Annotated in this window: 19 protein-coding genes and 3 pseudogenes; 10 read left to right on the top strand and 12 right to left on the bottom strand. The window is 68.9% G+C overall.

Annotation, left to right across the window (positions count from 1 at the left end):
- The 6 genes and pseudogenes from ACRDP3_RS07030 to sodN all read right to left on the bottom strand — a co-directional run.
- Positions 1-223 (bottom strand): annotated as a pseudogene (locus ACRDP3_RS07030) (hypothetical protein); the annotation flags it as partial.
- A gap of 93 nt (positions 224-316) precedes the next feature.
- Complete coding sequence (locus tag ACRDP3_RS07025) at positions 317-1213, bottom strand: alpha/beta hydrolase (protein WP_431515959.1); 897 nt, start codon at positions 1211-1213, stop codon at positions 317-319.
- A 203-nt stretch (positions 1214-1416) separates the two neighbouring features.
- A complete protein-coding gene (locus ACRDP3_RS07020; protein WP_431515958.1) occupies positions 1417-1542 on the bottom strand; it encodes a hypothetical protein in 126 nt (41 codons plus the stop codon).
- 338 nt (positions 1543-1880) lie between these two features.
- Entirely contained in the window at positions 1881-3476 is a 1596-nt protein-coding gene (locus ACRDP3_RS07015) for a sodium:solute symporter family transporter (RefSeq protein ID WP_431515957.1), read from the bottom strand.
- A 497-nt stretch (positions 3477-3973) separates the two neighbouring features.
- Positions 3974-4099 carry a hypothetical protein gene (locus ACRDP3_RS07010; RefSeq protein WP_431515956.1) on the bottom strand — a complete coding sequence of 42 codons (126 nt, stop codon included), beginning with the start codon at positions 4097-4099 and terminating at the stop codon, positions 3974-3976.
- A 167-nt stretch (positions 4100-4266) separates the two neighbouring features.
- Positions 4267-4662 (bottom strand): superoxide dismutase, Ni, encoded by a 396-nt coding sequence (sodN, locus tag ACRDP3_RS07005; RefSeq protein ID WP_431515955.1) that lies wholly within the window; start codon positions 4660-4662, stop codon positions 4267-4269.
- Positions 4663-4802: 140 nt separating this feature from the next.
- On the opposite strand from sodN, the pseudogene sodX reads away from it, so the two are divergent.
- Positions 4803-5144: pseudogene (gene sodX, locus ACRDP3_RS07000) on the top strand (nickel-type superoxide dismutase maturation protease); the annotation flags it as partial.
- 44 nt (positions 5145-5188) lie between these two features.
- Here the strand turns inward: sodX and ACRDP3_RS06995 are convergent.
- On the bottom strand, positions 5189-5842 hold the full coding sequence (locus ACRDP3_RS06995; RefSeq protein ID WP_431515954.1) for a CGNR zinc finger domain-containing protein: 654 nt from the start codon (positions 5840-5842) through the stop codon (positions 5189-5191).
- Between the two features lie 87 nt (positions 5843-5929).
- On the opposite strand from ACRDP3_RS06995, the gene ACRDP3_RS06990 reads away from it, so the two are divergent.
- Positions 5930-6718, top strand: coding sequence for a class I SAM-dependent methyltransferase (locus ACRDP3_RS06990; protein WP_431515953.1), 789 nt, complete (start codon positions 5930-5932; stop codon positions 6716-6718).
- Positions 6719-6800: 82 nt separating this feature from the next.
- Here ACRDP3_RS06990 and ACRDP3_RS06985 read toward each other — a convergent pair whose 3' ends face one another.
- A complete protein-coding gene (locus ACRDP3_RS06985; protein ID WP_431515952.1) occupies positions 6801-7994 on the bottom strand; it encodes an NAD(P)-dependent malic enzyme in 1194 nt (397 codons plus the stop codon).
- A gap of 507 nt (positions 7995-8501) precedes the next feature.
- Between ACRDP3_RS06985 and ACRDP3_RS06980 the strand changes: the two genes are divergently transcribed.
- The 4 genes from ACRDP3_RS06980 to ACRDP3_RS06965 all read left to right on the top strand — a co-directional run bounded on the left by ACRDP3_RS06980 (position 8502) and on the right by ACRDP3_RS06965 (position 12316).
- The gene (locus ACRDP3_RS06980; protein ID WP_431515951.1) at positions 8502-9461 is read left to right on the top strand and encodes an ABC transporter substrate-binding protein; all 960 of its coding nucleotides are present in this window, start codon (positions 8502-8504) and stop codon (positions 9459-9461) included.
- A gap of 60 nt (positions 9462-9521) precedes the next feature.
- Positions 9522-10496, top strand: coding sequence for an amino acid ABC transporter permease (locus tag ACRDP3_RS06975; RefSeq protein WP_431515950.1), 975 nt, complete (start codon positions 9522-9524; stop codon positions 10494-10496).
- Positions 10497-10501: 5 nt separating this feature from the next.
- Positions 10502-11254 carry an amino acid ABC transporter ATP-binding protein gene (locus ACRDP3_RS06970; protein WP_431515962.1) on the top strand — a complete coding sequence of 251 codons (753 nt, stop codon included), beginning with the start codon at positions 10502-10504 and terminating at the stop codon, positions 11252-11254.
- Positions 11255-11353: 99 nt separating this feature from the next.
- Positions 11354-12316: a zinc-binding dehydrogenase gene (locus ACRDP3_RS06965; RefSeq protein ID WP_431515949.1), complete on the top strand. Its 963-nt coding sequence runs from the start codon at positions 11354-11356 to the stop codon at positions 12314-12316.
- Between the two features lie 67 nt (positions 12317-12383).
- On the opposite strand, the gene ACRDP3_RS06960 is transcribed toward ACRDP3_RS06965, so the two are convergent.
- Positions 12384-13373 carry a LysR family transcriptional regulator gene (locus ACRDP3_RS06960; RefSeq protein WP_431515961.1) on the bottom strand — a complete coding sequence of 330 codons (990 nt, stop codon included), beginning with the start codon at positions 13371-13373 and terminating at the stop codon, positions 12384-12386.
- A 94-nt stretch (positions 13374-13467) separates the two neighbouring features.
- On the opposite strand from ACRDP3_RS06960, the gene ACRDP3_RS06955 reads away from it, so the two are divergent.
- The gene (locus ACRDP3_RS06955) at positions 13468-14625 is read left to right on the top strand and encodes a nuclear transport factor 2 family protein (RefSeq protein WP_431515948.1); all 1158 of its coding nucleotides are present in this window, start codon (positions 13468-13470) and stop codon (positions 14623-14625) included.
- Positions 14626-14755: 130 nt separating this feature from the next.
- Here the strand turns inward: ACRDP3_RS06955 and ACRDP3_RS06950 are convergent, their stop codons facing one another.
- Positions 14756-15802, bottom strand: a complete 1047-nt coding sequence (locus ACRDP3_RS06950; protein WP_431515947.1) for a PadR family transcriptional regulator — start codon at positions 15800-15802, stop codon at positions 14756-14758.
- Position 15803: 1 nt separating this feature from the next.
- Entirely contained in the window at positions 15804-16676 is an 873-nt protein-coding gene (locus ACRDP3_RS06945; protein ID WP_431515946.1) for a DUF4097 family beta strand repeat-containing protein, read from the bottom strand.
- 614 nt (positions 16677-17290) lie between these two features.
- Between ACRDP3_RS06945 and ACRDP3_RS06940 the strand changes: the two genes are divergently transcribed.
- Both ACRDP3_RS06940 and ACRDP3_RS06935 read left to right on the top strand, forming a co-directional pair.
- Positions 17291-17941, top strand: coding sequence for a DUF4360 domain-containing protein (locus ACRDP3_RS06940; protein WP_431515945.1), 651 nt, complete (start codon positions 17291-17293; stop codon positions 17939-17941).
- A 362-nt stretch (positions 17942-18303) separates the two neighbouring features.
- A pseudogene (locus ACRDP3_RS06935) lies at positions 18304-18463 on the top strand (peptidase); the annotation flags it as partial.
- 217 nt (positions 18464-18680) lie between these two features.
- Here ACRDP3_RS06935 and ACRDP3_RS06930 read toward each other — a convergent pair.
- Positions 18681-19580 carry a class I SAM-dependent methyltransferase gene (locus ACRDP3_RS06930; RefSeq protein WP_431515960.1) on the bottom strand — a complete coding sequence of 300 codons (900 nt, stop codon included), beginning with the start codon at positions 19578-19580 and terminating at the stop codon, positions 18681-18683.
- 117 nt (positions 19581-19697) lie between these two features.
- Between ACRDP3_RS06930 and ACRDP3_RS06925 the strand changes: the two genes are divergently transcribed.
- Positions 19698-19904 carry a DUF6183 family protein gene (locus ACRDP3_RS06925; protein ID WP_431515944.1) on the top strand — a complete coding sequence of 69 codons (207 nt, stop codon included), beginning with the start codon at positions 19698-19700 and terminating at the stop codon, positions 19902-19904.
- Positions 19905-20071: the final 167 nt, after the last annotated feature.

Here is a 20071-nt window from a genome sequence, read left to right as displayed (position 1 = left end):
GGACGGAGACCGTGCCGGCGGAGGAGGACGCGGCCGGGGTGCCGACGACGAGGTCGGAGGAGCCCTCACCGTCGAGGTCGGAGCGCGTGATCCCGCCGGCCGGCGCGGCCTCGGCGGCCGTGGCCAGCGCGCCGGTGGTGAGGCCGCTCAGCGCCACCGTCCCGGCCGCCATCCACAGACGGTGCTTACCGGTGCTCTGCGAAGGGCGGTTATGACGTCCCATCCTGATGCTCCTTTGAAGCTTCGCGAGTCGTTGGTCCTGGGAACGTCCTGCCATGGGCTTCGTCCCAAGGTCTTGCCAGTGCCGGGAGGGGTACTAGACCTGAGCCGTGCGGGCCTTCAGCCAGTCGACGATGGATTCGAACATGCCCGTCGTGCTGAGCAGGCCACGGCCGTGGGCGGAAGAGTTCGCCACGACCTTCGTGGTGATGTCCCCCGCGGGGACACCGTTGGCCTCTGCGGTGGCCTCCAGGTCGGTGGAGTGCGTCGCCGGCACGAAGTCGCTCTCGGAGTGCACAAGGAACATCGGGGCGTCACCGGGGTTGGCCCAGTTCTTGGAGACCGTCTCGCGCCAGGTGTCCCAGCAGCCGGTGTCGCGCAGGCTGGTGCTGTTGTCGCTGGAGTCCGGGTAACACCGGGCGAGGATGGCCGCGTTGTCGCGGACCTTGCGGATCTTCGAGACGGTGGAGGAGTTGCCGTCGGTCCATGCGCGGTAGGGGGAGGCGACCGGGGAGAGGCCGACGACGCCCTTCAGACCGAGGGCGTTGGTGCCGTGGGTGGCGGCGTCGGTGGTCAACTGGCCGCCGGACGAGGAGCCGAGCACGACGACGTTCGCAGGGTCGGCGTCGTACTGCGCGGAGTTGTCGCGCACCCACTGCACGGCGCTGGCGACGTCCTCGCGCTGAGCGGGCCAGGCGGCCTCGAAGTTGAGCCGGTACTTGATGCTGAAGACCTGGAAGCCCTGGTCGGCGAACTCCTCGGCCCAGGTGGACCAGTCGGTCTGCTCGTACCAGTAGCCGCCGTGAATCAGGACCAGGGCGGGCTTGGGTGCGGCGGAGGCGTTCCAGTGGACGTCCACGGACTGCCGAGGGTGGGAGCCGTACTTCTGGGTGACGACCTGCTGGGCGACGACGGGGGACTTCGGCGGGGTGGCGGCGGAGGTGCCGGCCACCGCGAGGACGGCCACCAGGACGGGCAGGAGTATGCGACGCAACGGAGTGCCTTTCACGGCAGAGTTGAAGTGGGTACGGGAAGAAGTGACAGTCCCGGCCCAGGGACGTCCCGTAGTGATCGTCCCGGGCCCAGATGGGCCGACTGGTCGTCAACCGCCTGTTTCGAGGTGCTGCGGTCAGCGCAGAACCGCACCGAACCTCTGGCCGCCGGCGGGGAGACCGTCCTTGCCCGGCTCGTACGTGGTCACCGGCTCAGTGCCGCCGCGGTGATGTCCGCCCACGGCACCGCGTGGGCGCGGCCGTACGGGGAGGGGGAGGGGCCGTCAGGCACACCCATGTACGGGTGGGTGGCGGTGAAGGCGGTGCCCACGGCCTGCGCACAAGTCCCCCTCGTGTGGCTCAGTTTGACTGATCGAGGCGGAAATCTAGCGTTCCAGTAATACAACCACAAGAGACTAAGGGTGTGGAGTCGCACACTATGCTTGGTCGCAGTGGCGAAAATCCATCAACTTCCGGCTGTAACGGGCATGTCCGTCTGGGTATGCGCGGGGCGAGGCCCGGGGACACCTGCCCGCCGTCAACGAGCAAGTCCCGCCGGACCGTGCCCTATCGGGCAGGTGGTGACGGACGCTCTTTCATCGCTGGTGGCGCAAGAGTCGAGCAGGCGCAGGTCGTTCTCGCCTGATTGACCCCGCCCGGGGGGCGGGGTCAGTGGCGAAGCGATGCGGTGACCGGGTGGCCGTACCCGTCGCCGCCCGCTGCGTCCTTGCCGTCCTGTGCGCGCCGGCTGAAGGCCCTGCAGATCAAGAATCCGGTCGGCACGCTCACAAGGCTCGGCGAGTACATCGGCCACACGCTCCAGTCGGCGGACGGGAAGAGCGCGTGGGTGGCGCCCGAGACCAAGGGCGAGAAGAAGATCAGGACCAGGTTGATCACGGTGGTCGCCAGGACGCAGTACTTGATCGCAGCGGTCGGGATCGGCCGCTTGCCCAGGCCGAACATGAGCAGCGGCAGCAGCGTCGAGACCGCCTCCGTGTAGGTGATGACCAGCCAGAACTGCGGGCTCACGTTGACCGTCAGCGCCGCGACCAGGATGCAGAAGAGGCCCAGGCCCACCATGGCCAGCCGGGCCCGCACCGCTCCTCCGTCGCGGCGGGCGTCCGGTTCCACCTCGGCGCTGCCGGCGAGGCCCAGGTCGTGCACGATCGACGCGGATCCGGACAGCAGCAACACGGAGGCTGAGGCGAGAATCGTCAGGAAGGCGGCGCACATGATGAAGAACATGAGCATGCCCACTTCGCCTGTCCCGCCGCCGTCCAGGGCGATGGCGAGCAAGGCGATGTTCAGACCGCCGAACGGCCCCTGCTCGGCCAGCTCCTCGCGCCCGACCAGGGCGGCGGTGCCGAAGCCGAGGAACATGGCTGTACTCACGAGAAAGCACAGAGCGGCTGCCCCCACACCGGCCGACTTCCGGGCGCTGCGTGCATCCGGTGATCCGGCCAGGCGTACGGCGATGTGCGGCAGGAAGGAGGCACCGACCAGCACGCAGCCGGCGAAGCTGAGGAGGTCCAGGTGCCCTGCGATGCCCTGTCCGAAAAGACCGCCGGTGCCGAGATACGCCCCAATGGCACCCTGCTCCCGCTCGGCGGTCTCCAGCAGGGCGCCGATGTCACCGTCGAAGCGCAGCAGCACCATGACCGCCATCACGGGGGCGACCAGCAGGAAAGAGGCGGCCGTGCCGATCTGGTGCATGGTCGCGCCCCGGGCGGCGCCGATCGCGGCACAGGCGAGGATCAGACCGCCGGCCATTATGACGATCAGCCGTGGGGAGAACGAATCGTTCAGCCCGATCAGTTGGGCGGCATGGCCGAGCGGCTGGAGTTGCCCGATGAGCAGGGGCACGACGGCCACCAGGCACGCGACCCCCACCCAGCGCTTGGCGGGCCCGTGCGGCAAGTGGTGGGTGACCATCTCGCCGAAGGTCCGGCCTCTGGCCGCCGGCAGCTTGCCGGCCAGCCAGCACCGCATCAGCACGGGAGACGCAGCCGCGCAACAGAAGATGATCACTCCGTCGACACCGCTGACGGCGACGGTGCCGACCAGGTAGAGCACGGCGGCGGTGGGCATGATGTCGCTGGCGAAGGCCAGGCCGGTGGGCACGGTGCCGAGCTGTTCGCCCTCACGGAAGAAGCCGTCGCCGGTGCGCAGATCCGGGCTGACCCACATGGCCAGGAACAGGCAGGCGGCGATGAACAGCATGAACAGGCACACGGCGATGAAGCGTGGTTCGAGGAAGTCGCTCATGGGCCGAACAGCCTGCTCGGGGAGGGGGAGGTCATCTTGCTGCTCCGGTGATGATCGCGGGCTCACGGGGCGCCCGTGCTCCGGGGTTTCGGCATGGGGCGTCGGTGTTACTGGAGGTTATCTGATCACTCGTGAGCTTGGTCTTTCCACTGCCCCGCCCTCAAGTGGGCCTATGGGGATGGTCAAGGACATCGGGTCTGCGTTGTGAAGGTGTGGCGGACAGGATGGCGGGGTGGCTGGTCTGCTGTGGGGTTTCGTGCCCCCCCCCACGACGGGGTCGGGGGTTCTCGCCGGATCGGGGTTGCGCATAGGGGAGTTGCTGGGATTCAAGGTCTCAGACTCGACTGCAGGAACGGCACGATCCGCGTCGAGCGGCAGCGGCTGCAATCGCTGTACGACCGTGACGTCTTCGCTTGACCCCGGGTCACGTGATGGCGAGACCCCATCGGTTCAGCACAGCAGCCGGTGGGGTCGCTTCGTTGGAGGCGGAATCCGGTTCAGAGATCCCGGGTGGCCAACTGGTCCGCGGGGCCGCCCTGCCATTCGATGAGGAAGAGGGTCGCGTCATCGCCGGTGCCCCGCCTGACGTGTTCCTCGGTAAGGCCGTCGGTGAAGAGCATCACCCGGTCCCCCTTGGCCAGAAACGTGTCGGATCTGTGCCCACCGGGGGCCGGGAGAAGGGGACCGCACCCGGTCCGTCATGGACGCCGTGCTCGACGCCTGCGGACCGAGTGCGGACCAGTGGACCAGGCGGTCAATGAAACCGCAGGTCAACGGGCTTGAGGGTCGCTCAGCCCTTCTTGGTCTCCCAGAAGATCTTGTCGATCTGGGCGATGTAGTCCAGCGCCTTCTGACCCGTGGCCGGGTCGTTGGAGCCCTTGGCCGCGGAGAGGGCCTTCAGCGCCTCGTTGACCAGCTGGTGCAGCTCCGGGTACTTCTCGAAGTGCGGAGGCTTGAAGTAGTCGCTCCACAGCACCGAGACGTGGTGCTTGGCCAGTTCGGCCCGCTCCTCCTTGATGACGGTGCAGCGGGTGCGGTAGTGCGGGTCGTCGTTGGCCTGGTACTTCTCCTGGACGGCCTTGACCGACTCGGCCTCGATGCGGGCCTGGGCCGGGTCGTAGACACCACAGGGCAGGTCGCAGTGGGCGCTGACCTGGACCCTTGGGGCGAACAGGCGGGAAAGCATACAGCTGTCCTTCCTCGTGATCGTCTTCTCACGTGCGAGATTACTCCGTGGGGGAAGCCATTTCGCGTGTGACCCTGTGGACCGAGGACAAACGTCCATCGTCGGGTGAACGAACTGGTGGGACGACCGGAGGCGGAGCGATGCCGGAGCGGGCGGGCGAAGCGCGGGAACCGCGCGGACCGGGGGGGCAGGGGCGGCGCCCGGAAGGGGGCGGCCCGGCCGGGTTCCTGAAGCGGATCGGGCTGGCCGAGGTCTACAACCCGTCCATGCAGCCCACGCTGCGCCCCGGTGACCAGCTGGTGGTGAAGTACGGGGCGGGCGTACGGCCTGGGCACGTCGTGGTGCTGCGGCACCCGTTCCAGCACGACCTGCTCATCGTCAAGCGCGCGGTGGAGCGCCGGCCGGGCGGCTGGTGGGTGCTCGGGGACAATCCGCTGGTGCGCAACGACAGCCGGGAGTTCGGGGCCGTGCCCGAGGAACTGGTGGTGGCCCGCGCCTGGCTGCGGCTGCGGTCGCCGCGCGGGCTTCAGCGGTCCGTCACGTCCGTACTGTGCTGGGCGGTCTCGGCGGTACGCCCGCTCCTGCGGGCCAGGGCGCGGCCCGCGGCCGGCCCCTCGTCGCCCTCCAGCCGCTTGCGCGCACGGTAGGCGGCCACGTTGGCGCGGGTGGCGCAGCGGTCGGAGCAGTAGCGCCGCGAGCGGTTGGTCGAGGTGTCGAGGTAGGCGTTGCGGCAGGGGGCGGCCTGGCAGATGCCGAGCCGGTCGACGCCGAGGTCGGTGAGGTGGAAGGCGAGGCCCATGCAGGCGGTCGCCGCGTAGCCCGCCGTGGCCGTGACCGGATGGTCGGCCAGGTGCATGTGCCAGCGGGCACGTCCGTCCTCGTCCAGGTCGCCGTGGCCGGAGATCTGCGGGCTGGTCGGGAACTCCATCAGCAGGGAGTTGAGCAGGTCGACCGCCCGGGTCTCGTCGCCCTCCGAGGCGGCGCTGAAGACGGCGCGCAGCCGTGTACGCACTCCGCGCAGCCGTCCGACGTCGCCATCCGTGGCGCGGCGGGCCATCTGCTGGCCGTCGCCACAGAGCTCCCGTACGGCCTCGACCGACGTCAGGGTGTCCTCGCCGCGCTCCGGCCGCTCGGTGTTGACCAGGCGCACCGCCATGTCGGAGTAATAGTTGAGTTCCACTTGTGATCCTTACGGCTGACGGTCTAAGGTCGATCGTAGTCGGTAATAGCTGGACTCGATCAGAGGGTATTACGCGGAGGAGGGGTCGTGGCGACGTACGCGGACACCGCCGCCGGTCACGCGGACTGGCAAGCATGGCAGCACAGTTGGGACCGGCAGCAGGAGTGGTACCTCCCTGACCGGGAGGAGCGCTTCCGGGTCATGCTCGACATGGTCGAGGCGTTCACCGGCCCCGAGCCCAGAGTGCTTGATCTCGCCTGTGGTACGGGCAGTATCACCGACCGGCTGCTGCGCCGGTTCCCCGCGGCACAGAGCACCGGTGTCGACCTCGACCCCGCGCTGCTCACCATCGCGCGCGGCCACTTCGTCGCCGACTCCCGCGCGGAGTTCGTCACCGCCGACCTGAGTGACCCCGGCTGGGTGCGGAAGCTGCCGCACCGCTCGTACGACGCCGTGCTGACCGCCACCGCGCTGCACTGGCTGCGCACGGACGCCCTGAGCGCGCTGTACGGGCAGCTCGCGGGCGTACTGCGCGAAGGCGGCGTCTTCCTGAACGCGGATCACATGCCGGACGCCTCCACGCCCCGCATCAACGAGGCCGCGCACGCCTTCGACAAGGTCCGGCGGGAGCGGACGAAGACGGCCGGGGCACAGGACTGGATCGACTGGTGGGGCGAACTGGCCGCCGACCCGGCCCTCGCGGACGTGGTCGCCGAGCGCTACCGCATCTTCGGCGACCCGGCCGACGGCGATCACGCGGACGGCGAGGTGCACGCCGCCGGCTGGCACGCGGAGACGCTGCGCGCGGCGGGCTTCGCCGAGGCCCGGCCGGTGTGGTGCTCGCCCGAGGACGGAATGGTGCTCGCACTCCGGTAACGCCCTCGTCCGCGACGGAGGGCGGCACGGGCCCCATGGCCCGCACCGCCCTCCGGTGGTCATCTTTCGGGCGACAGCCCGGTCAGCGCCGCGCGACGCCTTCCGCGCGCGCCGCCGCCGCGACAGCCGCCGTCACCGCGGGGGCGACCCGCTCGTCGAACGGCGACGGAATGACGCAGTCCGCGCTCAGCTCGTCCGCGACCACGGCCGCCAGCGCCTCCGCCGCCGCGAGCTTCATGCCCTCGGTGATGTCGGTCGCCCGCACCTGCAGGGCGCCGGCGAAGACACCCGGGAAGGCGAGCACGTTGTTGATCTGGTTCGGGTAGTCGCTGCGCCCGGTGGCCACGACCGCGGCGTACTTGCGGGCCACGTCCGGGTGGATCTCCGGGTTCGGGTTGGCCATGGCGAAGACGAAGGAGCCCTCGGCGAGGGTCGCCACCGCCGCCTCGGGGACCGTGCCGCCGCTGACGCCGATGAAGACGTCGGCACCGTCCATCGCCGACTCCAGCGAACCGGTGCGCCCGGTCTTGTTCGTGAAACCGGCCAGCTCGCGCTTGACCGTCGTCAGGTCCGTACGGTCGGCGGAGACGATGCCCTTGCGGTCGCAGACGACGACGTCGCCGATGCCCGCCTCCACCAGGATCTTGGCGATGGCGATCCCGGCCGCGCCCGCGCCGGAGATGACCGTACGCAGGTCGCCGAGCGGCCGTCCGGCCAGCCGTGCGGCGTTGCGGAGGGCGGCGAGGGTGACGATGGCGGTGCCGTGCTGGTCGTCGTGGAAGACCGGGACGTCCAGCCGCTCCTTGAGCCGGGCCTCGATCTCGAAGCAGCGGGGTGCGGCGATGTCCTCGAGGTTGACGCCGCCGAAGGACGGCGCGAGCCGGACCACGGTCTCCACGATCTCGTCGGTGTCCCGGCACTCCAGCGCCAGCGGGATGGCGTCGACGCCGCCGAACTGCTTGAACAGAATGGCCTTGCCCTCCATCACCGGGAGGGAGGCCTGCGGGCCGATGTCGCCCAGCCCCAGCACCGCGCTGCCGTCCGTGACGACCGCCACCACCTGGGACTTCCAGGTGTAGTCGTCGACCAGTTCCGGCTGCTCCGCGATGGCGCTGCAGATCTTGGCGACGCCCGGCGTGTAGGCGAGGGACAGCTCGTCCGCGTCGCGCACGGGAACGGTCGCCTGCACCGCCATCTTGCCGCCCCGGTGCAGGGCGAAGGCCGGATCGATGATGTCCTCGTCCAGACCGTGTGAATTGACGATCTCCGCTGCCACTTGTGACCCCTTGGTCGAAATTTCTGTGAGGGTGACCGCTCCCTGGTTGAGGAACGGGCGGGTACCACGTCCGCTGCCCGGTCGGCGGTTGGGCCGCTGCCAAGGGGAAAGCCGAACGCCGGGCGCGCCGCACACGCGCCCTGGTCCCCGGATGAGGGGTGTAATCGACCTTTGTACCTGACAAGGGCCTCCTGTTACGACCCACTTCCCCACCGACCGTACCCAGCATCCGGACATGAGCGGACAGAACGGGCCGAGTGTCAAGCCCCTGCCGGGCAGGCCGAGACCCCTCTCTCCGACTGATTGCGACATCTTGTACGCGATGCGTGAGCACCGCGTATTCGGATTGCGGACTCCGTTATCCGATTTTGACTCGCTGGCTCTCGGTAACCGACTGTCCGGATGGCAGGATTTCCCCATCAGTAGGCGCATCCCCGCGCGGTCGCGACACCCGATGGTGTGTGCCTGACCCGTCGGCCGCTCCCTCATCCGCAGGAGGACCCCGCAATGACCGCACGCTTCACCCGACGCCCGGCCCGCACGCGCAGCCGGCTCGTCCGGACAGCCGCGCCCGTAGCCGTCGCGGTCACCGGCGCCCTGCTGCTGGCCGGCTGCGGGGACCAGACGGGCTCCGGCGGTGAGGGCGGCGAGAAGACCGCGGGCAGCAAGGCGCCGCTCTTCGACAAGCTCCCGAAGAAGATCCAGGACGCGGGCGTCATCAAGGTGGGTACGGACGCCGCGTACAAGCCCATGGAGTTCAAGGACGGCCAGGACATCGTCGGTCTCGACCCCGACATCGCCAAGGAGCTCGGCAAGCAGCTCGGGGTGAAGTTCGAGTTCACCAACGGCACCTTCGACGGCCTGATCACCTCCATGCAGACCGGCCGCTTCGACATGATCATGTCGTCGATGACCGACACCAAGGACCGGCAGGAGGGCCTGGACGACAAGGGCAAGAAGGCGGGCAAGGGCGTCGACTTCGTCGACTACCTCACCGCCGGCTCCTCGATCCTCGTCCAGAAGGGCAACCCGGAGAAGATCGAGTCGGTCGAGCAGATGTGCGGGAAGAAGATCGCCACCCAGCGCGGCACGACCTCGCACGAGATCCTCAAGGCGCAGACCGACAAGTGCAAGAAGGACGGCGAGAAGCCGGTCTCCATCGAGCCGTTCGACACCGACGACGAGGCCCGGGTGCGGCTGAAGGCGGGCGGCGTCGCCGCCGACGTCTCCGACTTCCCGGTCGCGGCGAACGCCGCCAAGAGCGGCAAGAGCTTCGAGGTCGTCGGCGAGCAGATGGACTCCGCGCCGTACGGCATGGCCGTCACCAAGGGCAACGACGAGCTGAGCGGTGCGCTCAAGGCCGCCCTGACGAAGATTCTCAAGGACGGTTCGTACGAGAAGGCGCTCAAGAAGTGGGGCGTGCAGGACGGTGCCGTGTCCGAGGCGAAGATCAACAGCGGTTCCTGAGCCGGGACCCCGGCCGCTGAACCGCCGCTGTACGCACGCTGAAAGGCAAAGGCAAACCCCATGACCGTCCCCCTCGACAAGGCGCCGGCCGACGCGCCACCCCCGTCCGACCAGAAACCCGAGACGATCAAGGCGATACCCGTGCGGCACTACGGGCGCTACGTCTCCGCCGCCGTCGTGCTCGCGCTCCTCCTGCTCCTCGGCAACGCCTTCGCGGAGGCGGACCTGACCTGGGGCTCGGTCGGCGACTTCTTCTTCGACGACCAGATCATGGAGGGCGTCAAGAACACCATCGTGGTCAGCGTGCTGGCCATGCTGATGGGTCTGGTGCTCGGCATCGTCCTGGCGGTGATGCGGATGTCGAAGAACCCGGTCACCTCCTCGGTGGCCTGGGGCTACATCTGGTTCTTCCGCGGGACGCCCGTCTACGTACAGCTGCTGCTGTGGTTCAACCTCGCGCTGATCTTCCCCGTCCTCAACCTCGGTCCGATCTACAAGGACGAGATGACGGACGTCATGACGCCGTTCATGGCGGCGCTGCTGGGACTCGGCCTGAACGAGGCCGCGTACATGGCGGAGATCTGCCGGGCGGGCATCCAGTCCGTCGACGAGGGGCAGACCGAGGCCTCGCAGGCACTGGGCATGACCAACGGGCAGAACATGCGCCGGATCGTCCTGCCGCAGGCGATGAGGGTGATCGTCCCGCCCACCGGCAACGAGTTCATCAACCTGCTCAAGACCTCCTCGCTCTGTGCCGTGGTGATGTACGAGGAGACACTCCGCAAGGCGCAGAACATCGGCAACACCTCGAGCGCCGTGGTCGAGATGCTGCTGGTCGCCACCATCTGGTACCTGATCATCACGACGGTCTTCAGCATCGGCCAGTACTACCTGGAGCGGTACTACGCGCGCGGCTCCTCGAGGCAGTTGCCCGCGACGCCGTGGCAGCGGGCGCGGCAGCTGGTGTTCACCTTCAGCCGTGGCACGGGATCGGGAGCCGGCGGCGCCGGCGGAGCTGGGGGTGTGGGCGCATGAACGCGATGGTGAAGGCAGAGGCCGTACACAAGTCCTTCGGGCCGGTGGAAGTACTCAAGGGCATCGACCTGGAGGTGGCGCCGGGCGAGGTGTTCTGCGTCGTCGGTCCGTCCGGCTCCGGCAAGTCGACGTTCCTTCGGTGCATCAACCACCTGGAGAAGATCAACGCCGGCCGGCTCTACGTCGACGGCACCCTCGTCGGCTACCGCGAGCAGGGCAACAAGCTGCACGAGCTGCGTGACCGCGAAGTCGCGGCCCAGCGCCGCGACATCGGCATGGTCTTCCAGCGCTTCAACCTCTTCCCGCACATGACCGCGGTGGAGAACGTGATGGAGGCGCCGACTCAGGTCAAGCGCGAGAGCAAGGCGAAGGCGCGGGAACGCGCCCGGGCACTCCTCGACCGCGTCGGACTCAGCGACAAGACCGACAGCTACCCCTCCCAGCTCTCCGGCGGTCAGCAGCAGCGGGTGGCCATCGCCCGCGCGCTGGCCATGGAGCCGAAGCTGATGCTCTTCGACGAGCCGACCTCGGCCCTCGACCCGGAGCTGGTGGGCGAGGTGCTGGACGTGATGCGCGGGCTCGCCGAGGACGGCATGACGATGATCGTCGTGACGCACGAGATGGGCTTCGCCCGTGAGGTCGGCGACTCGCTGGTCTTCATGGACGAGGGTGTGGTTGTCGAGTATGGGAACCCGCGGGAGGTTCTGGCCAACCCACGGCACGAGCGGACGAAGTCGTTCCTGTCGAAGGTGCTGTAGCCGCCGGACTCCGGGCGATCGGCCCCGAGCCGGTGACATCCGTCGCTTCGTGGGGTGGGGTCTGGCTGGTCCCCGCCCCACGGGAGTAGCGTCTGGATCATGTTTGCTGCTTACGCCGCGCGCGTCGACAAGGACCAGCCGCTCGACGGACTGGAGTTGGGTGACCGGCCGGAACCCACGGTTCCGGCCGGCTGGACGACCGTCGACGTCAAGGCGGCGTCGCTCAACCACCACGACCTGTGGTCGCTGCGCGGCATCGGCCTCGGTGAGGAGTCGCTGCCGATGACGCTCGGCTGCGACGCGGCGGGCGTCGACGCCGACGGCAACGAGGTCGTGCTGTACTCCGTCATCGGCTCCACCGGCCACGGTGTCGGCCCGCGCGAGCAGCGCTCCATCCTCACCGAGAAGTACCAGGGCACCTTCGCCGAGCGCGTCGCCGTACCGGAGTGGAACCTGCTGCCCAAGCCGAAGGAGCTGTCCTTCGAAGAGGCGGCCTGCCTGCCGACCGCCTGGCTGACCGCGTACCGCATGCTCTTCACCAACGCCGGCGTACGTCCCGGCGACAGCGTCCTCGTCCAGGGCGCCGGCGGCGGCGTCGCGACCGCCGCGATCGTGCTCGGCGCGGCGGCCGGACTGCGGGTCTTCGCCACCAGCCGCCACGAGGCCAAGCGCAAGCGGGCGATGGACCTGGGCGCGGAGGCGGCCGTGGAGACCGGTGCCCGGCTGCCGCAGCGCGTCGACGCCGTACTGGAGACGGTGGGCGCGGCGACCTGGTCGCACTCCCTGAAGTCGCTCAAGCCGGGTGGCACCGTCGTCATCTCGGGTGCCACCAGCGGCCCGAACCCGCCGGCCGCCGAGCTCAACCGGGTCTTCTTCCTGGAACTGAAGATCGTCGGCTCCACGATGGGCAGCAAGGAGGAGCTGGCCTCGCTGCTGAGCTTCTGCGCCGCCAAGGGCATCCGCCCGGTCATCGACTCCACCCTCCCGCTGGACCGCGCCCGCGAGGGCTTCGTGAAGATGGCGGAGGGCGACCTCTTCGGCAAGGTCGTGCTGACCGTGTGAGGGTCTGAGCTTCCGGTTCGTTGTCGGGTGTGGATCGAGAGCACTGAACAACGCCGATCCACTCCGGTTACCCGGGTTCGCCGTCGCGCGTTTCCGTGATGCCGTCGTGAAGTGCCAGGGCAGCAGGGTGGGCGTCAGTCTCAGCCGGCCGGTGCGCGGCGTGAGCGGGACGAGCCGGCCCGAAGGCTGTCGCGAGCTGGCCGAGCAGGGGTGCTGCGGACGGGTGTCGGTCGCGACGTGGTGTGATCGTGTAGATGCCGCGGGTCGGGGGATCGACGAGGGCCACTGTGGTGATGTCGGTCCGCAGCGCGCACGTCAGCCCCCCTGGTATCAGCGCGATGGCGTGGCCGGTTGCGACCATGGCCATCTTGCCGGGCAGATCGGCTGCGGTGAGGTCGATGCGGGCGGTGACTCCGGCGCGGGCGGCGTGCTGGCGCAGCAGTGCCGCCGAGCCGTCGTTGTCCTCGACCCAGGTCTGGTCGGCCAGCGCCTGAATGCGCACCGGGTCGTGCCCGGCCTGCGGGTGGTCGACGGGCATGACGACGACCATCTCGTCCATCCCCAGGAATCGTCGTTCGAGACGCGGGTCGTTGGGTAGCCCTGGTGGCGCATCGGTGACGACAGCGATGTCGAGGTCGCCGGCGATCACGCGGTCGTGCAGTTGTGCGCTCAACCCGGGCAACAGGCTCCACCGGATGGGTCCGGCCGTGTCTAGAAGGCGGCGGATCGCCGCGGGCACGATCCCGGCGGCCAGAGACGGCGTCGCACCGACGGCCAGCGGCCGGCTGAGCGTCCCGTCGCGAACGCCCCGTACGGCACGAACGGCGCGGTCGGCCTCGTTGAGCGCGGCCAGAGCGTGGTGACGGAACACCTCGCCGGCCGACGTCGGCCGCACCCCGCGCGCGTGCCGCTGCACCAGCGGAACCCCTAGCCGGCGCTCCAGCCCGGCGATCTGCCGGGAGACGGCCGACTGCGTGTATCCGAGCTCGGCCGCTGCCGCCGACAGCGACCCGAGCCGGCACACCGTCACGAACGTCCGCCATACAGCCAAATCCATGGCACAAGTATGGTCGCTGGTATGCGTATCCCGCATTGTTGTCCTGCGAGATCTGCGCTTGTCGCAGTCATCGCGATGCCCCACCTTGGGACGCATGACCACACCGCACACGATCGCCGTCCTCGGCTTGGGCCGCATGGGCGCCGTGATCGCCACACGACTCGCCGACCACGGCTGGGACGTCGCCGGTTGGACGCGCTCCGGGCGCTCGGCAGGCGCTGTCGAGACGACCATCGATCCGAACGACGCTGTGGCGAAGGCCGACATCGTGCTCCTGGCGTTGTTCGATGGCCGGGCCTGCCAGCAGGTCGTCGACCGCGTTCGCGACTCGCTGCGAACGGACACGATCGTGCTGAACACCAGCACCATCGCCCCCGCCGAGGCGTCGAGGCTGGCCCGGCAACTCGGCTCGTCCTACGTTCACGCGCCCGTGCTCGGCTCCGTGCCGGCTGCCGCCGCCGGCGCCCTGCAGATTCTCGCCGCCGCCGACCACGACGCGCTCGACCGAGTCCGGCCGGTTCTGGAAGCGCTTGGCACCGTGCGGCGCGTCGACGACGCCGCCACCGCCGCTGCGCTCAAGTTGGTCGCCAACAACAGCCTCGCCGGTGCCGTCCTCGCGCTGCGCGACTCACTGCAGCAAGCCGACGCCCTGGGCCTGCCCCGTGCCCAGGTGCTGGACGTCCTCGAACTCGGCCAGCTCGGCGGGCTCGTCGCCCGCAAGCGAACCCTCCTCGCCGGCCAGCCGGCCGCTGCCACGGCCGAGTTCACGATCGGTGCGCTGGCCAAGGACATGGCACTGCTGGCCGCCGCGTCGAACATCCCGCTGCGCAGCACAGCCGACCTGGCCGACGCCTCTGCCGACCCTGAGGCCGACATCGCCGTTGCCGCCACGGTCCCCGCCGTGGGTGACGCCCTACTCGAACCCCTACGCGCCTACATCCGCGGACACGCCACCGGCGACCCCGCCCACTTCCGCGACGCGTTCCTGCCCACCGCCCACATCGAGGGAATCCGGGACGGCGCCTTCGTCTCGTGGCGCCTGGACGACTACTGCGCTCTCTTCCATAACCAGCCGGCCCCGGACGAACCGACCCGTTCCCGCCGCATCGACGCCATCGACGTCCACGGCACCGTCGCAACCGCAACCATGACGCTCTGGCACGGCGCGGACACCTTCACCGACATCTTCCTGCTGGTCCACGTCGACGACAACTGGCGCATCGCCAACAAGGCGTACCACCGGCACTCCTGAGAGGACGGCGGCACCCGCAGCGGTGATACCCCCACCAGCCTCAACGACTCAGAACAGCCTGGACGATCTGGCCGGGCCCGGCCAACGGCGGTAAGAAACTCCTCCGTTGGGGCGGCGATGGCCGCGACCGCTACGCCTGCCCCTGAGAGTCCGTGGTGTCAGTGGTGTCCGTGCCGGGGCCTCGCAGCAGGGCGGTGAGATGGGCCGCCGTCGCGGAGAGGTGGCGGCGGGCCGCGCCCAACTGGGCCTCGCTCACCCCGTGGTCGCGCGCCGCGTCGCGGACGTGGTCACGGAAGCGGTCCAGCAGACGTTCCAGGTCGCGACCCGGGTCGTCGCTGGGGGCATCGGTGTCCTTCGCCCAGTCGGGACGGACATGATCGGCGTCCGTAGCGTCCGGCGTGTCAGCAGCATCCGCGGGCCGGTCGCCGGCAGCGGGTCCGTGCCAGAAGTCCGGGGACCACGCCTTGGCGTATCCGGTGAACCGGCCCAGGTTGCCCATTTCGTGGGCCAGTTGGGACATGCCCTCGCGGACCGCGCCCGGCCAGTCGCCGGACTTCGCCCGCGACTGCACCTGGTCCTGCACCTGCCGGGCGATGCGCTGCACCTCGTCGACGGCCGCCGCGCGCGCCTCGGCCTCCTTCGCCTGGCGCTGGGCCTGCTGGGTCTCCCGCCTGGCGCGGCGGGTCTGTTCCTTCCACTCCTCCTTGGCCCGCCTCATCTCCTCCTTCGCCAGCCGCCACGCCTCCTTGTCGCCCCAACTCCCCTCCCACCCCGTCGATCCGCCCGTACGGGAGTGCTTGGCCTGTTCGCGCATCTCGCGCCGCAGGTCGCTGGCCGAGCCGCTGACGTCGTCGCGGATGTCGGCGGCGAGAGCGGTCAGCGAGGCGCTGATCTCGACTTCCAGCTCCGCCAACTCGTCCTGCCGCTCGGCGAGTTCGGCCCGTCCGGCGTCGGTGATCGAGTAGACCTTGCGGCCACCGCCCTCGGTGGCGTGGCTGACCAGCCCCTCGGCCTCCAGCTTGGCCAGCCGCGGGTAGACGGTTCCGGCGGACGGCGCGTACAGGCCCTGGAAGCGTTCCTCCAGCAGCCTGATCACCTCATAGCCGTGCCGCGGCGCCTCCTCGAGCAGCTTGAGCAGGTAGAGGCGGAGGCGGCCGTGGCCGAAGACGGGAGCCATGTCAGGCCTCCTTGCCGACGAAGCGGGCTTCGTCGTCGAGCGGCGGGGGACGGCGGAGGAGGGCGATGGCGCCGGAGACGCTGCTCGCCCTGACCCGGCCGCCGCCGCTGCCGAGCGTGCCGCTCAGCTTCTTCGCGCCCCATTGTCCGGCGGCCTTCAGCTCCTCGAACGCGCTGCTCACGGCGCCGCTCGCGCTGTTGGCCTCCACCGTGGCGTGTACGGGCCGGGGCAGCCGGATGGCGACCTCGCCGGAGACGGTGTTGAGGCTGATGTCGGGCTCGCCGCCGCTGCCGCCCGCGTCGAGGCCGGGGCCGAGGTCGAGGATCATGTCACCGCTGACCGAATCGGCCTTGACCGCCGGGCCGCCGCCGTCGATGACGGTCAGGTCGCCGGAGACCGAGTTGAACCGGAGGCTGCCGGTGAGGCCCTGCGTCTCGACGTTGCCGGAGACGGTGTCGGCCCGCACCGGGCCGGCCAGTCCGACCAGGGTGCTGTCACCGCTGACGCCGCGCAGGTCCGTACGTCCCGTGATCCCGGAGACGACCGCGCTCGCCCCGACCACGCCGACCGACAGCCGCACCCCGGCGGGCACCGAAACCGAGACGACGGCGCGCCGGTCCCAGCCCTTGCGGTCCAGCCACTTCAGGAAGCCCTGCCAGGGCACGTCCTCGTAGGCGACCACGAGTGTCCCGTCCTGCTCCTTGACCACCAGTGGCGGTCCGTGCACGTCGCTGACCTCGACACGGGTGCCGGGTCCGGCGGTGCCGACGACATTGACCGTGCCGTTGACGAGGCGCACCTCGAGCGTGTCGACGGGGGCGTCGAAGTCGAGGGTCTGCGGCTCGGAGATCTCCCACGAGCGTTCGGCGGGCACGGCGGCCTCCCGGATAGACGTCAGGACGCAGGGCGACATATCGCGTCTGTGGTCAACACGATATGTCGTGTGTGACGCTCGTGGCAAGCGCCCTCAGGGGGTCCGGTCGGTGCGGGCCGCCCGCGCGACGAGCATCGCAGTGGTGTCGAGCGCGGCAAGGTCCTCGGGGAGCCATGGCTGCCGGGTGCGCGGCCAGCGCCCCGATGCCGTGATCCTCCACGACCGTGACGTTCGTCAACGGCAACGACGCCAAGGGCGACGGATTGAAGATCGCACAGCGCTTCGCGTTCCCGTCCTTCAATCGCTGAGCGCGCACTGCGGCCGCAACACTGGCTAAACAGTTACAAACCCGCGAGCCGCCCTTTGCGGGGAATGCTTGAAGCTGTAATTAAATGTTGATGGAGTTTTTGGCCATCGAGCCGATGTCGAAAAATCCCCCTTACGTGCGCATGGTGAGTGTGCTGATATAAGCGTTGCGGGCAGCATCCATGGTCGTCCGGCGAAGAGGTCGCGCAGGGAAGCGCGCCAACGCTACAAGCCGTCGGAAACGCATTTACTCGTCACCCCTTCCGTTTCCTTCTTTCGCTGTTTCGGGAACCACGAATGGAGAATCCATGCGGAACATTCTGGTCATCGGTGGCGCGATCGCAGCGTTGTTTGCCTCGGGACCGGCCGCGCAGGGTGCGGCGGGAATTGTAGTCCCGCCCGACAAGATCGTCATCGAGCTCGCTACCGTCAACGGATCGGGGTGCCCCGAGGGCACCGCCGCCGTGGCCGTCGCCCCGGACAACACGGCCTTCACCGTCACGTACAGCGACTACCTCGCCCAGGTGGGCGTCGGCTCGACGCCCACCGACTTCCGCAAGAACTGTCAGCTCAATCTGCGCGTCCATGTGCCCCACGGCATGACGTATGCCATCGCCAGAGCGGACTATCGTGGATACGCCTACCTGGAGAAGGGTGCGACCGGGCAGGAGATCGCGAACTACTACTTTCAGGGCATGCCCCAGACGGTGCAGAAAAAGCACACATTCAAGGGGCCGTACGGCGACAACTGGCAGGCCTCGGACGAAACGGAAGTCGCTCAGCTGGTATGGGCACCGTGTGGTGAGAAGCGCAACTTCAACATCAACACCGAACTGCGCGTGAACGTCGGCACGTCCGACCCGGAGAAGACGACGAGCTTGATGACGATGGACTCGACGGACACCAGTATCAGCACCGTCTACCACCTCGCCTGGAAGGAATGCCCCACGCCGTCCTAGCCTCGATCTCGCATGAGGTCCCGTCAGCTTGCTGACGGGACCTCTTTGCTGCTCGTCGTGAGGGGTCTATCAGGATCAGGCTCTGTTCCCGTCATCGGTGGTGACGTCTATTGGGGCGCGAGGGCAATCCGCTGCCAGGCCAGTACGGCCTGCAGGACGATCGGGCAACGGTCCTGGTTGTGATCCGCCCGATCTACGTCTTCACGCGCGCGAGGGTCCACCGCTGGTCCGCCCATCCATGAGCGAGCGGGCCGCGCTTCAACTCTCGTTCGATTGTGCTATTTCAGGTGAGAGCGGCCGAAAGCGGGCAGGACCTCCGCCGCGAAGCGTTCGTCGGACTCGGCGACGAAGGACGGGTCGCGGAGATCTGGGGCAAGACGAGCGCCCCCCGGCTACAACACTGGCATCGCCGCGACCCGTGACCTGTCCCGGACCCTCGTCTACTCCGTCAACGGCAACGACGCCAAGGGCGACGGGCTGAAGATCGCACAGCGCTTCGCGTTCCCGGCCTTCAACCGCTGAGCGGCGCTACGGCCTTACTGCTGAGATTCAATGAGTGACGTCGCGGAGCCGTTCACCTTGAACTTCGAAGAGGGGGTATCCGCCGCGCGGCATCATGCGGAGATCAGCAGTAGATGAGTGGACTGTCCCGCCCGCTCGGACACCCGGCCCGTGGGTGGCGATGATCCTGCACCGGAAGGCGGATGCTCCGGTGGCGGGTGAAGTCATGTGCCGGCGTTCAGGACTCGACCAGTTGGAAGTGCCAGATGATCTCTGCCGGAACTCCGGCGTTGGCCGCCGCTGTAGCATCGGGTACCAGGTCCATCAGGCACCATGGCCAGTCCTCCCACGGCCCCAAGTCTGTCGTGAGCCTCCGCGGCGGCTCCTGTGACTCGGTCCGTTCCGCGGATCGCCCCTCGGGCTCCTCACAGCGTCGGACCTGCAGCCCCACCGCAAGCGCGGCACGGAGATAGTCCCCGACCAGGTGACGGTATGTCTCCAGCTGCCCCGGCTTCCCGTCCGCCATGCGAACCGAGGGAATCGAACCCCGCGCCACCCATTCCGGGTGGATGTCCGAGGTCACGAGGTGCCCGCCCGGGCGCAACACCCTGGCGAACTCCGCCATCACCGGCCCTAGGTCGGGAACATGCGTCAGGGCAAGGGAACAGACCACCAAGTCCATTGCATCGTCGGCCACGGGCAGCCGGCGTAGGTCGCCAAGGCGGAACTCGCCAGCCGGTACCCGCTCGCGTGCCCGCGTCAGCATGTCCGCCGAGCTGTCGACGCCGATGGCCCGGTGACCGCGCGCGGCCAGCAGGGCCGTCATCCGCCCGGTGCCGCAGGCGGCGTCCAAGGCGACACCCGTCGGCATTCCGTCGAGGATTTCCCCGACCACCGGCTCGTCGAGGTCGAACGCCGAGTTGGGGCCGTCATACGTCCTCGACCAGATCTGGTATCCGTCGACCGTGCCCACCCGAGCAACGTCCACAGCCGCATCCGCCAGCGCCTCGTCGTCAAGCAGCTTCCGGATCTCGCCGATACGCGCGTCGACGAACTCGCGATCGTGCTCCCCGATGAACGAACGCAGCAGGGCAGTCCCCTCTAGGCCCACCAGGTAGGCGAGCGGATTCTGGTGCATCACGGCGCGACGCTAGCGACGCTCGTGGCGGCGGCGCCACCCAATTTGCCCGTCACCCGCCTGGCGTGCTTGTCATCACTCCCGGCCGCGAGCGGTCATCTGCCTCGGAGGATGCCCGTGTTCGCAGTTCAAGGTGTAGGGCCCCGCGACTTCGAGTGCGACGCGGACTGGTTCCACAACGAGATCTACGACTTCGGCGTCGCCACCCTCGCCCCCGACCGCCGCCGGATCGCCGGGCTGGCCGCGCGTCTCCGTTTCCTGGGCAGGGGTGTGCCCTGGAGGTGTGGGCGGCTGGGTCCTCGTCTCGGCGTCTATTCGCGGTAGTTGTGGGGGTGGGTGGTGTAGCGGTGTCCGGTGGGTGCGGTTGTCTCGCGTCAAGTAGTTGGCAGGTTTTGGGGCTCGGGAAAGTTGGGGATGACGGGGTCGGCGACGCCGATGTGGACGTCGTAGGGGCGGTTCCAGGCGAGTGCCTCGTGGGGGCGGACGGTGTT

Origin of the sequence: Streptomyces sp. (assembly GCF_050698815.1) — a bacterium.
Classification (GTDB): domain Bacteria; phylum Actinomycetota; class Actinomycetes; order Streptomycetales; family Streptomycetaceae; genus Streptomyces.
Note: the sequence above shows the minus strand (reverse complement) of the source record. Positions and strands in the feature narration are given on the sequence as shown.

Bases quoted from the DNA above. Each gene is read 5' to 3' on its own strand.
- ACRDP3_RS06930 (WP_431515960.1), bottom strand. From the start codon at position 19,580: ATGCACCAGAATCCGCTCGCCTACCTGGTGGGCCTAGAGGGGACTGCC.
- ACRDP3_RS06970 (WP_431515962.1), top strand. From the start codon at position 10,502: ATGGTGAAGGCAGAGGCCGTACACAAGTCCTTCGGGCCGGTGGAAGTA.
- ACRDP3_RS06975 (WP_431515950.1), top strand. From the start codon at position 9,522: ATGACCGTCCCCCTCGACAAGGCGCCGGCCGACGCGCCACCCCCGTCC.
- ACRDP3_RS06955 (WP_431515948.1), top strand. From the start codon at position 13,468: ATGACCACACCGCACACGATCGCCGTCCTCGGCTTGGGCCGCATGGGC.
- ACRDP3_RS06960 (WP_431515961.1), bottom strand. From the start codon at position 13,373: ATGGATTTGGCTGTATGGCGGACGTTCGTGACGGTGTGCCGGCTCGGG.
- ACRDP3_RS06950 (WP_431515947.1), bottom strand. From the start codon at position 15,802: ATGGCTCCCGTCTTCGGCCACGGCCGCCTCCGCCTCTACCTGCTCAAG.
- ACRDP3_RS06965 (WP_431515949.1), top strand. From the start codon at position 11,354: ATGTTTGCTGCTTACGCCGCGCGCGTCGACAAGGACCAGCCGCTCGAC.
- sodN (WP_431515955.1), bottom strand. From the start codon at position 4,662: ATGCTTTCCCGCCTGTTCGCCCCAAGGGTCCAGGTCAGCGCCCACTGC.
- ACRDP3_RS07015 (WP_431515957.1), bottom strand. From the start codon at position 3,476: ATGAGCGACTTCCTCGAACCACGCTTCATCGCCGTGTGCCTGTTCATG.
- ACRDP3_RS06980 (WP_431515951.1), top strand. From the start codon at position 8,502: ATGACCGCACGCTTCACCCGACGCCCGGCCCGCACGCGCAGCCGGCTC.
- ACRDP3_RS06940 (WP_431515945.1), top strand. From the start codon at position 17,291: ATGCGGAACATTCTGGTCATCGGTGGCGCGATCGCAGCGTTGTTTGCC.